The sequence below is a fragment of the Simiduia litorea genome (assembly GCF_042853465.1).
GTDB classification, from domain to species: Bacteria; Pseudomonadota; Gammaproteobacteria; order Pseudomonadales; family Cellvibrionaceae; genus Simiduia; species Simiduia litorea.
The window spans coordinates 2384623-2399992 of record NZ_AP031497.1; the positions used below are offsets into that span (position 1 = coordinate 2384623).

Below are 15370 nucleotides of genomic sequence, written 5' to 3' on the forward strand. Positions count from 1 at the left end.
ATGGAGAAAACACCAACATGGCTATCGAAATTGTTTATCGTGTAATCAAGCGCAATGGCGAACAGGCAGGAGAGTATATGGACAAGAAATTGGCGGACGCCCACGACCAGAGGCTCGATTGCGTTTACACCATTGTCGACCTGATCAGCGCCGAAGAAACCGGTTTAACCGAAGCGGCCATTGAAGCTATCGCCGAGCGCTTGATTGAAAATCGCCAAGACCTAATGACAGCATTGAAAAAGGTAAAGGATTTACCGGTAGAAGAAGTTGAAAACAACGTGACCCAATTAGCGGACGCTAGTTAATTCACCTTAGCCGGAATGAAAAAAGGCCCGCACCGCGGGCCAATAATATCGAGAGAGTAACAACAGAACGCTAAATTGGGCTACAAAAAGCTAGCCCCACCACATCAAAAATTGTAATTTGCCACTACCGCCAAGGTCCTTGGCGCGCCGTAGAAACCCGTTACAAACGCACCGCCAAAATTGTATCCGGCAATACGGTATTCTTCATCCGTCAAATTTTTACCGATCAACCCCACTGTCCACGCATCATCAGCACTGTAGTAAGTCGCACTGATATCAACGAGGGTGTAGGCCTCCTGATCAATCACACTGGGGCGTTCAAAAATTTGCGTATCGGAACGGTAGGCAACGGTAGGATTAATCACGAACCGCGCACCACTAGACATAGGCAGAGAGTAGTTCAATTGGAACATCGCCGTGGTGTCTGGCGTATTTTGCATATCCACATCATCTGAGACATCTACGCCGCCACTAATGAACTCAACAAACTCCGTATCAATAACACCCAAGGTTAAATTGGCTCGAAGATTCTCAGTTATCGCTAGAGAACCCTCTAGTTCAAAACCTTGAATCTTTGCTTCACCCGCATTCAACACCGCACTTGAAAAACCACCACCAGGATTGAGTGTTTGCACGGTCACCTGCATATCGGTGTAGTCCGCATAGAAAGCAGCGGCGTTTAAGCGCAAGCGATTATTGAACAGCTCGGACTTAATCCCTGCCTCGAAAGACGCTACGGTTTCAGGGTCAAACCCTTCTACAGTTGAGGGTAGAGTACTGGCATCGCCGCGCATATCAAAGCCACCACTTTTAAAGCCGGTACTATAGGTTAAATAAACCATCGCATTTTCATTAATCGTGTAATCAATACCAATATGTGGAGTAAACTCACTCCAAGTATCATCATTTTCATAATCCGTAAGAGTGCTTAAAAATACAGCGGGCGACTGATCAGGGTTGTACTTTCCTGCGAACAACGGGCTGTACTTACCAAGGAAATTAGCCTTGTAAACATCGGCTTCCTTTTTATCCTGAGTATAGCGGCCACCTAAACTTAGAGTCCAATCGGAGGCAAATTGCCAATCGTAATGAGCGTACGCAGAAAGACTAGTGGTATCGACGGAGCCCGCCACTTGTTGTGTCAAGCCGGCGCCCGCGAACAAATAGCCCAATACTGCATCGAATGCGCCTTCGGCACTTCCAGCGTAATAATACAAGCCGCTCACTAAGTTGGCGTTATCGCCTTCCCAAATGAGCTGAAACTCTTGTGTCGTCTGATCGTCTTTATAAAAAGCTGGCACATCGAAATCGGGTCGATTGACGCTGTCGAAATCGATCGCAGTTTCCGTCTCGCCCTCGCGATAAGCAGTTGTGGATTTAAGAATAACACTTTCAGACATCTGCCATTCGGCGGTGAGTGAGGCGCCGCTAGATTCAACGCGGTTTTCATGCAGCATATTAGATTCGGTGTCATAAACACTATCAAGTGGTGCTACACCCATCAGATCAGGGTTCATACGATAACCGTGCTTAGGTGACGATTTATCCACGGTTTGATCGGCGGCTAGGCGAATCCACAGTTTTTCAGTGGGCTCGATTTCAAGTGCAACGCGACCACTCAGTACATCTTTATCATACTGATCTTTTCCAGTAAGAACATTTTCACCGTAGCCATCGCGCTGAAAACTTGCGATAGCACCACCAAAGTAAACACCGTCGGCTATTTCTGCCGAACCGGCAACTTTTACGTCTTGCTGATTATAACTGCCGAGCGCGCCACTCATGGTCAAACGGTTTTCACCGGCCATTTTTTTGGTCACATATTTAACCGCACCTCCGATGGTGTTTTTACCATAAAGAGTACCCTGTGGGCCGCGCAACACTTCCACACGCTCTACGTCGAGAATATCCATTACCGCACCTTGCGGGCGGCCGATATATACATCATCAACATAAATACCAACACCCGGCTCAAAGCCCCACAGCGGATCTTGCTGGCCAATTCCGCGAATAAAGGCAGTCAACGTTGAATTAGTACCGCGGCTTTGTTGCAAGGTGGTATTAGGCGATAACTTCTGAATATCCGTCAAATCACTTATGCCGTTTTGCATTAGTTGATCTTCGCTGATCGCGGTCACGGCAACAGGTACTTCCTGCATAGATTGCGCGCGCTTTTGCGCGGTAACAACGATTTCCTCTAGCGCAAACTCTTCGGCAGAAAGACTGGTACTTAAAAAACCACCAGCAACTGCGATGGTTAACGCAAGTGGGCGGACATGGAATTTATGGCTAGACATGTGATTTACCTGTTTATCTATTTTTATGGACTCACGCAATGCTCTCAAACAAAGGGCTACCCAATGTTTAAGCAACAGTCTACCCAGCAAATGCGCATTTGACTGCACGACCAAGGTATGACGCCGCACCATACCTTGGTCTAATGTCACTTGCCGGCGTAACCCCGATAATGGCCGGATCGTCAAAATAATGTTAATAAAACACAAGTAAAGGTGGAATTGCCTATGTTCAGCTTATTGGGTTTGTTGTTTGCCCTGAGCTTACTCATTTACCTCACTATTCGGGGGATGAACTTACTCATAGCCGCGCCACTTACCGCTATCATTGTCGCCCTTTGCGCGGGCTTGCCCTTATTACCTAGCGAAGGTAAATCTGACTTTATCAACGCCTATATGAGCGGTTTTACCGACTTTATCAGTTCTTGGTTTTTTATGTTTTTGCTCGGTAGCTTGTTCGGTAAGCTCATGGAAGCGAGCGGTGCTGCCGATCGAATCGCCTCGGATATCGTCGGCCGGCTCGGCATGAAACACGCCACCGCTGCTGTCGTGCTGGCCTGTGCCCTACTCACCTATGGCGGCGTCAGTGTTTTTGTCGTAGCGTTTTCAGCCTACCCCATGGCGGTGAGCCTGTTTCGACAAGCGGATTTACCGCGCCGCTTTATACCGGCCGTTATGGCATTCGGCTCGGTCACCTTTACCATGACGTCCGCCGGCAGCCCAGAAATTCAAAATTGGATTCCCATTAAATACCTGGGTACCTCGCCCTACGCTGGCTGGCAGGTCAGCTTAATTGTCGCAGTCTTTATGGCCAGCATGGGATTTGTTTGGCTCAACGCCATGATGCGACGGGCAAAAGCCAATGGCGAAGTCTTTCATCGTCGGACCGACGACCCAAGTCTAGAAGAAAAAGTTCTACCTTCTCGCTGGGCGTCCTTTAGCCCGATATTGGCAGTACTTGGGGTTACCTTTTTCTGCCATCAATACTTCGCACAATATGCGCTGATTTTAGCCCTACTCGCCGGCTGCTTGGTCACCTGGGCCTTTGCGCTAAGAAAAATAGATGGTTTAGAGGCGATCGTCAGCGCGGGCACAACCGGTGCTTTACTCGCTATTGCCAATACCGCCGCTGTGGTGGGTTTCGGCTCTGTGGCCAAAGCCTCACCGGCGTTCGATATCGCCGTTGCGAGCATCACCTCACTTCCCGGTAACGAACTTATTGGTGCAGCTATTGCCGTCACCGTCATTGCCGCCATGACTGGATCGGCCTCAGGCGGGCAATCTATTGCACTGCCCGAGCTTGCGCCGCATTATCTAGACGCTGGTGTCGATCCGGAGGCTTTACACAGGGTGGTCGCTATTTCATCAGGCGCGTTAGATTCACTGCCGCACAACGGCTATGTGGTTACCACCATTCGGGCTATCTGCGGTGAAACCCATAAAGCGGCTTATGCGCCAATGGCCGCCCTCACCGTGGTCGTACCGCTGTTAGGCACTGTACTGGCTCTGTTTCTCTTTATCGTTTTTTAAGGTCTCACCATGCAACCGATGATTTACATCAGACTCACCAGCCTGCTTGTCATGCTGTCGGCCTGCACCGACAACCCTAAAAAAATACTGGACCTACCAGTAGAAGCAAAAAAACCGAGCTTTGCCATCGACCCAATTCATGAAACCAAAGTCGACGGTATTTCCGATGACTTGGTCAGCGCAGGCCTACATGTAAACCAACTGCGCACCAAACTCGCACCGACTGAGGACAGTCATAACCCAACACCATCAGAACTGAGACGCGGCGCCTATCACCAAAATTATCAATCACTGCTAGCTCTGGCGGAGCAAGATGGTTATGGCCAGCTGTACGCACAGGCGATGACCGCTAACCGGTTTGTTGCTGGTAGCGAATACTTGCTGCCCGTGCGCTACAACGATCACAGCATCGCTGCGCTGTTGATGGTGCAAGTCCCGCAACACTTTGACGCAAACAAACCCTGTCTCATCGTAACGGCCTCCTCGGGTTCGCGGGGCATATATGGCGCCGTCGGCGTTGTCGGTGCATGGGCGCTGCACCAAGGCTGCGCGGTGGCAACCACAGACAAAGGCACCGGCACCGGCTTTCATTGGCTGACAGAAAACCTCGCACAAACCACAACAGGTTTGGTAAAAACCGGCACTGCAAGTGAAAGTCATTTTCTTGCAAACGCCTCAGCCACACTGAGCGAATATACGGAAAAGAACCCCTACCGCATCGCTACCAAGCACGCCCACGGCGGAAAAAAAATTGAACGCGAGTGGGGCCCATTTGTAATACAGGCCGCACAGCTAGGCTTCTATGTTCTCAATCAATACCACCAAGACCCGCGACAACCCAACTACTTCACTCGCGAAAATACATTGACCCTCGGTGCCGCCATATCCAATGGTGGTGCTGCCATTGTGCATGCGGCGGAATTGGATTCAGACAATTGGCTGGACGCGATTGTTGTGTCCGAACCCAATGTATTTTTACCTAACAATTTTTCCTATCAGTTCAATGGCCGAACAATATCGACACGCTCATTGCCACAACGTGCTATCGAGTATGCCATCTACGGTGCCTGTTCAAGCCTTGCAAAACAAATTGACTCGCCACTGAGCGAGATGCAACTACCCTACTTTGGCAAGCACTTTGCCAATCGCTGCATGCAACTCAAAACCTTAGACTTAATTCAAGGAGACAATCAACAAACTCTGGCGCAAGCGGCACTGGCTAAGATGCGAGCGGCGGGCCTAGAGCGGAATGCCGAGCCTTTACTCATGACCTCCAGCGCCATTGGTTTATGGGAAAGCATTGCGGTAAATTACGCCAATAGCTACCTGGGCCTGTCAGTAGAAGATAACCTTTGCCAACTCAGCTACGCCTATGTCGATCAAACAGGCCAGCCCATCGCAACACCTAGCGCCGTTATTAAGCATTTATTTTCCAGCAGTAGCGGCATTGTGCCCACCAGCGGTTTGCAAATTATCAACAACCAATCCCTTGACGGCGCGCGCAGTTTATTTTTTTCCAAAAATCCGGCTGGACAATTTGATGCCGGTTTAACAAATTTACTTTGCCTCCGTCAGGCAATCAACTCCAACGCGTTTGAAGAACACGTAAACCAACTCGCCTTCTCTGGTAACTTACACCGTAAACCAACCCTGCTGGTACAAGGGGGTTCCGACAATTTAATTCAACCGAGCCAACACGGCCGTGCTTATGCCACGTTGAATTATCGCGTCGAAGGCGATAACAGCCAATTGCGTTACATTGAAGTCGACAAAAGTCAGCACTTTGACGCTTTCCTCAACTATCCGCCCCTACGCACTTATTACACGCCTTTGCACGGCTATTTTGAGCAGGCGCTCGATATCATGCTCAACCACCTACGAGACGCCAGCCCGCTTCCTCCAAGCCAATACATAGTGGTTGAGCGCTTGAGAGATATGAACCAGGCCCTTGCTAAGCAGCCTGACATTGCATTAAATAGCGATAACCTTAGCGGTCTCAGGTCACACCAAGCCATAACCATCAATAAAGTAGGTGTGACAATCCCCGAATAGATTCGGCTCATCAAAAAATCGACAAGCGATGCTCAGTTATTTAGAACTGCTTCTGATTTCCTTGGCCTATTTGATGATCCTCTTCGCCATTGCCTGGTGGGGAGATCGTCTGGCCGAGCGCACGGTGCAAAAATTCAAGCCCTATATTATCGCGTTAGCCACCACCATTTATTGCAGTGCCTGGAGCTTTTATGGCACCACGGCGCAAGCTGCCTATAACGGCTGGTATTTCCCGCCCACCTTTCTTGGCTCAATTATCCTGCTTATCTTTTTCGCTAAACCGTTAAAGAAGCTGATTGACACCGCAAAACAAGGCAATGCTACTTCTATCGCCGATTATTTGGCCATGAACTTTAATCGCTCTCGACCACTTGCCGTCATCGTGGCCGTTATCTGCTTGATACTGTTGATTCCCTATATTGCGCTACAACTCAAAGCCATAACCGAAAGCTTTCATGTCCTCACCGACAACCTCGTGCATTCACATTATTTACTTGATCAACCACTGATTCAGGACACCGCATTCTATATTGCGCTCATTCTCGGCCTCTTTGCTATCGCCTTTGGCACCCGGCACTTAGACGCACGCGAGCACCATAATGGTCTTATGTTAGCGATCGCCTTCGAGGCCATTATTAAGATCACCGCATTTGTTGCGATAGCCTGGTTTGTGACCTACACACTCTTCGATGGTTTTAGCGACATTGCACTGCAAACAGTTCGCAATGACACCATCACGCAATTACTCCAACGTCACGACGCCGACCAGGGCTTTCTTGCGGCCACGGTGCTTGGTTTCATCGCCATATTATGTTTACCGCGCCAATTTCATGTGCTCGTGGTCGAAAGCGAATCCTCTAAAGATCTCGATACCGTGCGCTGGGTACTACCTGTCTACCTAATTCTTTTCGGCATCTGTATTTTACCGATTGCCTATGGCGGCCTACTCAGCTTTCATCAACTCGATATCAGCGCAGAGCACTTCGTTTTGCGATTGCCTCTAGCCAATGGCCGCACAGATCTCGCGCTCCTTGCCTACTTAGGCGGGCTATCGGCTGGCTCGAGCATGGTCATCGTCGCCTGCGTTGCGATGGCGACCATGATCAGTAACGAACTGGTTGTACCGCGCTTGCTCAACAGCCGCTGGCTAAAACAGCATCCTCAATTAGACCTGAGCACCCAGCTGCGCGCCGTGCGCCGGATCATTATTTTAATGATCATGGGCTTCGCCTATGGCTACTACCATTTATTTGCCAATAACAATGCACTCGGCGCTATCGGCCTATTATCCTTCGCGCTGGTCGCACAATTTGCACCGGCATTGTGGCTGACGCTGCATCAATCACACAGGGATGTTACTGCTGTCATTAGCGGCATAGGCGTCGGGTTTTTATTTTGGTGTTATACGCTGCTGCTACCGATGCTCGCGCGAGCGGGATGGATTAGCCTAACCTTTGTCGAACAAGGCTTTGCCGACATTGAATGGTTAAGGCCTACCGCCTTATTCGGTTTGGACGGCCTATCCAGTATTAGCCACGGTGTATTGTGGAGTTTAATTGCCAATATCATTACGGTATTTGCCGTTATTCGAATACGCCACCAAGATCCTGCGCCGCCCACTATCGATAGCAAAAGCTTACCTGTACACCAACTGCAAGCCTTGGCCAGTCGATTTCTAGGTGTTGAGCAAGCTCGATTGGCGCTCAGGCAATACAGCGAGCATCAGTTTCCACAATCCCAAGCTGAACCCGCCTATATCGATTTTGTTGAAACACTGTTAGCCGGTGTTATTGGTTCGGTATCGGCACGTCATGTTATTGAGCATGCCTCAAGCTCAGAGCCGGCGCCCTTGTTAGACGAAACCTCTGAAATCTACCACTTCTCCCGAGAGCTACTGCAGGCCAGCATCGACAACATCAGCCAAGGCATCAGTGTGGTTGATAAAAATTTGCGTCTAGTAGCCTGGAACCGACCCTACCTTGAAATTTTTGACTACCCCACCAATCTAGTGCACGTGGGCCGGCATGTGGCCGACTTATTGCGCCACAACGCGATTAATTTAGAATCTACCGATGAATCAGATGTTGAGGCCTTTGTTGAAAAACGCCTGCAATATATGGCAGATGGTAGCCCATATATAGTTAAAAGAAACCACAACAAACGGGTACTCGAATTGCGTGGTAGCCCAATGCCCGGCGGCGGGTTTGTCACCACCTTTACCGATATCACCGACTATCAAAAAAGCCTTGAAGACCTACAGGAACATAGAAACCTTTTGGAACAAAGGGTCAACACTCGCACCGCCGAACTACAAGAGTCAAACCAGCGTTTGGAAATTGCCAACTCAAGTAAGACTCGATTCTTAGCTGCGGCTGGTCACGATTTAGTCCAACCACTCAACGCCGCAAAATTGTTTACCAACGCATTATTACAACAGGCCTCGGCCGAGCCAGACCTACCACAAAACATCCAGAAAACATTAATGCAATTGGATGCGTCCTTGCATGCTGCAGACAATATCATTAGTGAATTGCTTGCCATTGCAAAACTCGATGCTGGCGCCATCACTGCCAATCCACAGGCTTTTAACATTGGCGAGTTATTACAAAGTTTGCAACAGGACTTTCAACTTCAAGCAACACTAAAAGGATTAACGCTGAGTAGCCGCTACCGAAATGATGCAGTTTTAACGGATTTCAAGTTACTACGACGGGTGCTGCAGAACCTACTGTCCAACGCGATTCGCTATACCGATAAAGGCCGAGTTTTAATGACGGCCAGAAAACGTTCAAACAAATTAGACATACAAGTCTGGGATACCGGTGCCGGCATTGCAACCGAGTATCAGCAAGCGATCTTTGTCGAATTCAAACGTATCAACCCCGATCAAAATGACGGTGGCCTGGGACTAGGCTTGGCAACAGTTGAGCGCTTGTGTCGATTACTCAACATCAGTATTTCAGTAAAATCTACGCCTGAAAAAGGCAGCTGCTTCACCCTAACGCTACCAACGACGTCTCAACCCACAAAAGTCATTACGCCCACGTCGCACATTAAGCAACAGCGCCAATTTAATAATATACGGGTTCTCTGCCTAGATAACGAGCCGGCCATTTTAGCGGCGATGGGGGCACTGCTAAAACCTTGGGGCTGCGAGGTGATAGAAGCATCTAATCACGCGCAAGCCATAAACGCAGCCACAGCCGAGCCTCCAGACTTAATCCTCGCGGATTACCATCTCAACAATGACGAGCGCGGCATCGATACGGCAGCCAAAATTCACGAACAACTTAAACAAAAAATTCCAACCATTATCATTTCTGCAGACTATGACGACAAAGTTAAATCAGAGGCGACCAAGCTAGGTTATTATTTTTTGAAAAAGCCCGTGAAGATTCCAGCCTTGCGGGCACTGATGAACCGGCTGTTGAAACAAAGTGGCAAATTTTAATTGGCTAGCTTCTGCGCCAATAAAATCACTTCCGTGCGCTTTCTTACCCCGAGTTTACGCATGATGGCCGTCACATGTGACTTAACCGTTGGCTCGGCGATGTCCAATTCAAAGGCTATTTGCTTATTCAACAAGCCCTCACACAACATGGAAAAAACACGAAATTGATGCGGCGTAAGATTGGCGATGCGCTCGGCCACCTCATCCACTTCTGGCGAGTCTTGCGCACTAACCTTATCAAACCACAAGTCGCCTGCCAGTAACCGGCTAATGGCCAAGGCTAACTCCGCCGGCGCCAAGGATTTTGAGATAAAACCCGACGCGCCTAATTGCTCAGCCCGCATCACGCGCGCCATACTGTCATCGCCAGACACAATAGCCACAGGCGTTTCAGGAAAACAACCGCGCAGACTTGCTAAACCGGCGAAACCCAAGGTGCCCGGCATATGTAAATCCAAAAGAATTAAATCGGGTTCGAGACCGTCCTCCAACAACTTTTGCACCGAGGAAAGGCTCTCGCACTCCACACATTCCGCGTCGATCACAAGATTGGATTGCACCAAGGTCTGCTTCAGTGCGGCGCGAAACAACGGATGATCATCGGCAAGTAAAAGTAGCGGCATAGAGTTAACGGGTAAGCTGTCGGGTAACGTCATCATAACCGTCATTGCGCCAACCAGCCACCATCCATTGGAATCGCGGAACCGGTCATAGTGACGGCGCTGTCGCTCGCTAAAAATGCCACGAGATCAGCAATCGCTTGAACCGAGGTCATATGAGACATTGGCTGCTTTTCTGCAACGAGGTCGCGACGCGCCTGCACTTCAGTGATGCCCTGCATTTTAGCTTTCGCCTCTATTTGCTTGGCGACGATGGCCGTATCCACCCAGCCAGGGCAGATCGCATTACAGGTGATTCCCTGCTCAGCGTTTTCTAAGGCGACCACCTTAGTCAAGCCAACCAGCCCGTGCTTGGCAGCCACATAAGCAGACTTCTCCTTTGATGCCACTAAACCGTGTACAGAGGCAATATTGATAATGCGACCAAACTTTTCCGCCTGCATGAAAGGCAAAGCGGCCTTTATCGCAGTGAAACACGCGGTGAGATTCACCTCTAAAATTTGACGCCATCTATCGAGAGGGAAATTCTCAACCCGTGCGGTAAATTGAATACCGGCATTATTGACCAAGATATCCAAGCGCCCCAGCAGCGTCTGAGCCTCATGTATGAGTTTAATCACCGCATCTTCATCGGCAAGATTGCCCGCGACGAAGAAACAATCAACCTTAAATGTCGCGGCCAACTGCGTCGCTAAGCGCTTGCCCTCCTCATCGCTGACAAGCCCGTGAATAACAAGATTCGCCCCTTTAGCGGCCAATGTTTGAGCGCATGCTAGCCCAATACCTGACGTACTCCCCGTCACAAGCGCGGATTTTCCTATTAATGGCAAAGAGGATGATGGGGTTGACTGCATGGGAAGCCTTATCGCTGTGAAAAAGCCAAGATTAGCAAGTCAAGCAACCACTGGCACTAGTACCTTAGTCGCATGGGGGATCGTTAGGGTAAGTATAAATGAAACTCACCGCCGCCTAACGCGCCACCATTAGACAAAGAAATTGACCCGCAGGTGACCTTTGTTTTATGTAACGCGGCAACCGTTTGCGCAAAATACAGACCCAGATTGGTACTGCCGGACTCAAAAGAAACACGGCTCTTCATGTTAACCGGTTGATCCAGCATTAATTTTGGATAGCCGCCGCCATCATCGGATATTTTAATATGCAAGCCACTGTCTTCATATGCCAGTACCTGTAATTGACTTCGAGTATAGCGCGCACAATTAACCAGAACATTGTGAATCACACCTCCCACCAACTCGGAGTCAAAGTACCACATCAAATCATCGCCACACTGGTAGTCAACGTTAAGCCTGCGGCTCGTAAACAAGGCATCGTTACGTGCCAACTGTTCATCGAGCATATCGCGCACGTAGTTTTCCTCCACCATAATCGGCATCGCTTGCTGATCCATTCGATACAGAGATAGCAACTGAATCAGTTCGCCATTAATTCTTGAAGCTTCATACTGTAAGGTGGCAAAGCGCTGTTGCTGGGCCGGCGTCTTAGCGGGCATTTCGAGCATGGTTTCTTCCAGCGAATTTAACAACATACCTAATGAATTTTTCATATCGTGAACACTTGAGGCCAGCACCAAGGAAAAATCCGCAACCTTATCATCTCTATCTTGCTTGCTATTCATAGTGACTCAACTCTTTTTCAATTTCTTGGTCTTGCGATCTAGGTCCACCTGGCGCACCATATCCTGTAACTGGCGATAGCGCTGAAACTGAGCGTGGGTGGCATTGATCGAGGACTCGACCCCCTTTAAACAGGTAAGCGCGACTGTCATCCATTCCTCGGAATCGTCACCAGTATTCATCTGCCCAACCAGCGCTTGCACCAAGTTCAACTGAACCCCTAAATGCATTGGAAATAGCCGCTTGGCACGTTGAAAGCACTCAATGGCTTTCAAATAGGCCTTCTGTTCATACAAACGAATGCCCTCTTTATTGATTTTCGCCACTTGCTGTCGACTTTCTTCACTGACCGGCTCATCCAATAAGCGATCAATTTTTTTCAGCGCCGACTCGTCATCTTTAAATGCAACGATTAAGCCTTTCAAGGTATCTTTGGCTTTATCAAATTGCTCAAGCGCTTGCATGGTGAATACTCTATCTAGCTCGGTATCGATATCGCGTAAGCCTGTGGCATCCATTTGTTGTGAAGACGCTAAAAAAAGTTCGGACGCCCGCTTCTTATTACCTTGTTTTACTTGTAATTGTGCTTCGATAAATTGCAATTGCAAGTGCCTGGTTTCGTCCTTGCCAAACTTGTTCTCAATTTGATCTACCACAGCCAAGGCATCGCGTATGACATCGCGCCCAACGCTTTCATCTTCGCTAAATACCGCCGCTGCGGCACGACCAAACGCCAAGTGATTTTCAACTCTATCGTGCACAGAGTTTTCAGAGAGTTTAATCACTTTTTTATACGTCTGTGCAGCCACTACCTTATCGTTATTACTCGTAGCTACCTCCGCTAAGGCTTGTTGACGCAACAACGCAACAGGCGAAACGGCGACGGCCCGTTCTAACACCGCTTGTCTTAGGTCATTTTTATTTTGTTTCTCGTGACAGTCGGCAAGTTCATCGTACGCCAACATACACATCGGGTGTTGTTGCACAATTTGAGTCAACCACTCAACGGCTGTATCCAAGTCTTTCTGTGCTTTCTTAATCTGCGCCATACCCACTTGCGCCCAATCCATTTCCCGCACTTCCAATACTTGGCGGTAAACTGCTTCTGCTAAATCATATTGTTCAGTCTTTACATAGAGCGCACCGAGCATTTTCTGACACAGTGTTGTGTAACGGCTACCTTCATCAAGCTGCGAAAGACAAAGCACAATGGCCCTATCAATGTAATTATCTTCAATAGCACGAGAGATCGGCTTCATAGCTTGGCGTTGATGCAATAACCTGTCTAAGCGCTGACGCAACGTTTTTGCCGTGAATGGCTTGGTTAAATAACCATCGGGTTCATAATCAGATGCCGCCAGCACAATATTGCGACTGGACTCCGCGCTCACCAGCAAAAACAAATTACTGCGCCGCAGTAGTTGCTTGTAGCGCAATTCCTCCAGCACCTGCAGTCCATTTCGACCTTTGCCTAAATTGAAATCGCAGAGAATCAGATCATAGTCTGTTTCCACACACAGCCTCATTGCCTCCGAACCGTTAACAACGGTATCCACCTGCTTACAGCCAAAATCTAACAGCATTCGGCTGACAGCCATACGAAAGCTATCGAAGTCGTCGACAACAAGCACTTTGATTGTTTTGTAGTTAACCAGCGCCTTACTCCTCGCCTGAATATTGATGGGTTTTAATCGCTAAAGCTTAGTTCAGTTTTATTGCCTGTGTAGCGCTAGACCGCTAGAATTGGCGGTTTTTACGGCAGTAGTTCGCTATGAATCAGCCCAAAGATGACCTGTACGCTAATCCACTTAAGGATTTGGCCAGTTTTCGCTTCGATCAGGGCGTGGTGAATGTATTCCCCGATATGATTAAGCGCTCAGTACCAGGCTATACAACCATCATCAGCATGATTGGCGACCTTGCCGAGCGTTATGCGCAGGCCGACTCCACCTGCTATGACTTAGGTTGCTCTCTCGGTGCCGCAACCTTGGCTATGCGCCACCGCATCCGCAGTGCCAATTGCCATATTGTCGCCATAGACAACTCGCCAGCCATGATAGAACGTTGCCAACTCGTCGTTCAGGCCGACAGCGGTGAAGTGCCCGTTAGCTTGCACTGCGGCAACCTGCAAGATGTACAACTCGAACGGGCCTCCGTGGTAGTTTTAAACTTCACCTTACAATTTATCGACGTGGCCGAGCGCGAACAGATTTTGGCGAAAATCTATCAGGCGCTGCTCCCCGGTGGAGTGCTCATACTCTCGGAAAAAGTCGCCTTTAATGACGCGCCCCACCAAGATTTAATGATTGAACTGCACCACCACTTTAAAAGAGCCAATGGCTATAGCGAACTTGAAATCGCGCAGAAGCGCACAGCGCTAGAAAAAGTACTCATTCCCGAAACCTTAGAAGTACACCGGAACCGTTTGAAGCGAGCTGGTTTCGGAAGCAGTGACGTTTGGTTTCAATGTTTCAATTTCGCCTCGTTAATCGCCATCAAAGCATGAATTACCTAGACCTATACCAACCTCTTCTCGCCGCCTTAGGTAGCGATGCGCGCTTTGAGCACTGGGCAAAAAGGCTACCTGCCGATATTGCCGACGGCCTCTCGGAAACACGTTTTGGTGATCTCGCTCAGTGGCGAGATAGCTTTCTCAAACTACCCGATGTCATAGCCGCAACAAAAACTTTTGATACTGAATTTTTGATCGATGCCGATATAGCCGAAGACAAAAAAACGTACATAGCGCAAATACTCAAAGAGCTCATACCTTGGCGTAAAGGTCCGTTTTCAGTGTTTGGCACCCACATCAACACCGAGTGGCGCTCCGATTGGAAGTGGGACAGAGTTAAGCCGTTCATCTACGATCTGACCGGCCGACACGTGCTGGATGTGGGCTGTGGCAATGGCTACCACTGCTGGCGCATGTACGGCGCTGGGGCAAGACGGGTAATTGGCATAGACCCCTCACCGCGGTTCGTCATGCAGTTTTACAGTCTTAAAAAATTTATAGGCACAGCTCCTGTCGATGTGCTGCCCATTGGCATTGAGCATCTTCCAGCCGAACTCGGTTGCTTCGATACGACGTTTTCCATGGGCGTGTTCTACCACCGCCGCTCGCCCATGGATCATTTGCGCGAGCTAAAAGAAACCTTGCGCGCAGGAGGCCAATTGGTCTTGGAAACGCTCGTGATTAAGGGTGAACTTGGCGACGTTTTAGTGCCTGAGGGCCGCTACGCCAAAATGAATAATGTGTGGTTTTTACCCAGCGCACCCACCATGCTGTCTTGGTTAAAAAAATGCGGATTTAAAAACCCACGCCTCGTGGAAATGAATACCACATCTCTGGAAGAACAACGCACCACCGATTGGATGCTCTATCATTCGCTCAATGAGTTTTTAGACCCTGTCGATAAAACCAAAACCGCCGAAGGCCACCCGGCGCCCATTCGCGCCACGTTTATTGCCGAAGCCCCCTAAA

General features: G+C 49.1%; 11 protein-coding genes. 6 read left to right on the forward strand and 5 right to left on the reverse strand.

The annotated features are described in order from the left end of the window. The first annotated feature begins 17 nt into the window (after positions 1 to 17). Positions 18 to 305: a YebG family protein gene (locus ACGHTT_RS10640; RefSeq protein ID WP_390590461.1), complete on the forward strand. Its 288-nt coding sequence runs from the start codon at positions 18 to 20 to the stop codon at positions 303 to 305. Between the two features lie 104 nt (positions 306 to 409). Here the strand turns inward: ACGHTT_RS10640 and ACGHTT_RS10645 are convergent, their stop codons facing one another. Next, entirely contained in the window at positions 410 to 2602 is a 2193-nt protein-coding gene (locus tag ACGHTT_RS10645) for a TonB-dependent receptor (protein WP_390590462.1), read from the reverse strand. 225 nt (positions 2603 to 2827) lie between these two features. Between ACGHTT_RS10645 and ACGHTT_RS10650 the strand changes: the two genes are divergently transcribed. From ACGHTT_RS10650 to ACGHTT_RS10660, 3 genes are read left to right on the forward strand one after another with little or no spacing between them, the layout of a single operon-like run. Continuing rightward, positions 2828 to 4129 carry a GntP family permease gene (locus ACGHTT_RS10650; protein ID WP_390590463.1) on the forward strand — a complete coding sequence of 434 codons (1302 nt, stop codon included), beginning with the start codon at positions 2828 to 2830 and terminating at the stop codon, positions 4127 to 4129. Between the two features lie 9 nt (positions 4130 to 4138). Further along, positions 4139 to 6181 carry a 3-hydroxybutyrate oligomer hydrolase family protein gene (locus ACGHTT_RS10655; RefSeq protein WP_390590464.1) on the forward strand — a complete coding sequence of 681 codons (2043 nt, stop codon included), beginning with the start codon at positions 4139 to 4141 and terminating at the stop codon, positions 6179 to 6181. Between the two features lie 28 nt (positions 6182 to 6209). Continuing rightward, a complete protein-coding gene (locus ACGHTT_RS10660; RefSeq protein ID WP_390590465.1) occupies positions 6210 to 9632 on the forward strand; it encodes a PAS-domain containing protein in 3423 nt (1140 codons plus the stop codon). On the opposite strand, the gene ACGHTT_RS10665 is transcribed toward ACGHTT_RS10660, so the two are convergent. The 4 genes from ACGHTT_RS10665 to ACGHTT_RS10680 form a co-directional block, all read right to left on the reverse strand. Continuing rightward, positions 9629 to 10300, reverse strand: a complete 672-nt coding sequence (locus ACGHTT_RS10665; RefSeq protein WP_390590466.1) for a response regulator — start codon at positions 10298 to 10300, stop codon at positions 9629 to 9631. The two genes, ACGHTT_RS10660 and ACGHTT_RS10665, sit on opposite strands and share 4 nt — an antisense overlap. Continuing rightward, entirely contained in the window at positions 10297 to 11055 is a 759-nt protein-coding gene (locus ACGHTT_RS10670) for a 3-hydroxybutyrate dehydrogenase (protein WP_390590467.1), read from the reverse strand. The genes ACGHTT_RS10665 and ACGHTT_RS10670 overlap by 4 nt, the downstream gene beginning before the upstream one ends. A gap of 134 nt (positions 11056 to 11189) precedes the next feature. Continuing rightward, on the reverse strand, positions 11190 to 11891 hold the full coding sequence (locus ACGHTT_RS10675) for a sensor histidine kinase (RefSeq protein WP_390590468.1): 702 nt from the start codon (positions 11889 to 11891) through the stop codon (positions 11190 to 11192). Between the two features lie 6 nt (positions 11892 to 11897). Beyond that, a complete protein-coding gene (locus ACGHTT_RS10680; RefSeq protein ID WP_390590469.1) occupies positions 11898 to 13520 on the reverse strand; it encodes a response regulator in 1623 nt (540 codons plus the stop codon). 140 nt (positions 13521 to 13660) lie between these two features. Here ACGHTT_RS10680 and cmoA point away from each other — a divergent pair, with 140 nt between their 5' ends. Then, the gene (gene cmoA, locus ACGHTT_RS10685) at positions 13661 to 14395 is read left to right on the forward strand and encodes a carboxy-S-adenosyl-L-methionine synthase CmoA (RefSeq protein WP_390590470.1); all 735 of its coding nucleotides are present in this window, start codon (positions 13661 to 13663) and stop codon (positions 14393 to 14395) included. Then, positions 14392 to 15369 carry a tRNA 5-methoxyuridine(34)/uridine 5-oxyacetic acid(34) synthase CmoB gene (gene cmoB / locus ACGHTT_RS10690; protein WP_390595030.1) on the forward strand — a complete coding sequence of 326 codons (978 nt, stop codon included), beginning with the start codon at positions 14392 to 14394 and terminating at the stop codon, positions 15367 to 15369. The genes cmoA and cmoB overlap by 4 nt, the downstream gene beginning before the upstream one ends. The last annotated feature ends 1 nt before the right edge of the window (position 15370 follow it).

What these genes read in the sequence shown, in the direction of transcription:
- ACGHTT_RS10640 (WP_390590461.1), top strand. Translation starts at nt 18, where the DNA reads ATGGCTATCGAAATTGTTTATCGTGTAATCAAGCGCAATGGCGAACAG.
- ACGHTT_RS10645 (WP_390590462.1), bottom strand. Translation starts at nt 2,602, where the DNA reads ATGTCTAGCCATAAATTCCATGTCCGCCCACTTGCGTTAACCATCGCA.
- cmoA (WP_390590470.1), top strand. Translation starts at nt 13,661, where the DNA reads ATGAATCAGCCCAAAGATGACCTGTACGCTAATCCACTTAAGGATTTG.
- ACGHTT_RS10660 (WP_390590465.1), top strand. Translation starts at nt 6,210, where the DNA reads ATGCTCAGTTATTTAGAACTGCTTCTGATTTCCTTGGCCTATTTGATG.
- cmoB (WP_390595030.1), top strand. Translation starts at nt 14,392, where the DNA reads ATGAATTACCTAGACCTATACCAACCTCTTCTCGCCGCCTTAGGTAGC.
- ACGHTT_RS10655 (WP_390590464.1), top strand. Translation starts at nt 4,139, where the DNA reads ATGCAACCGATGATTTACATCAGACTCACCAGCCTGCTTGTCATGCTG.
- ACGHTT_RS10665 (WP_390590466.1), bottom strand. Translation starts at nt 10,300, where the DNA reads ATGACGGTTATGATGACGTTACCCGACAGCTTACCCGTTAACTCTATG.
- ACGHTT_RS10650 (WP_390590463.1), top strand. Translation starts at nt 2,828, where the DNA reads ATGTTCAGCTTATTGGGTTTGTTGTTTGCCCTGAGCTTACTCATTTAC.
- ACGHTT_RS10675 (WP_390590468.1), bottom strand. Translation starts at nt 11,891, where the DNA reads ATGAATAGCAAGCAAGATAGAGATGATAAGGTTGCGGATTTTTCCTTG.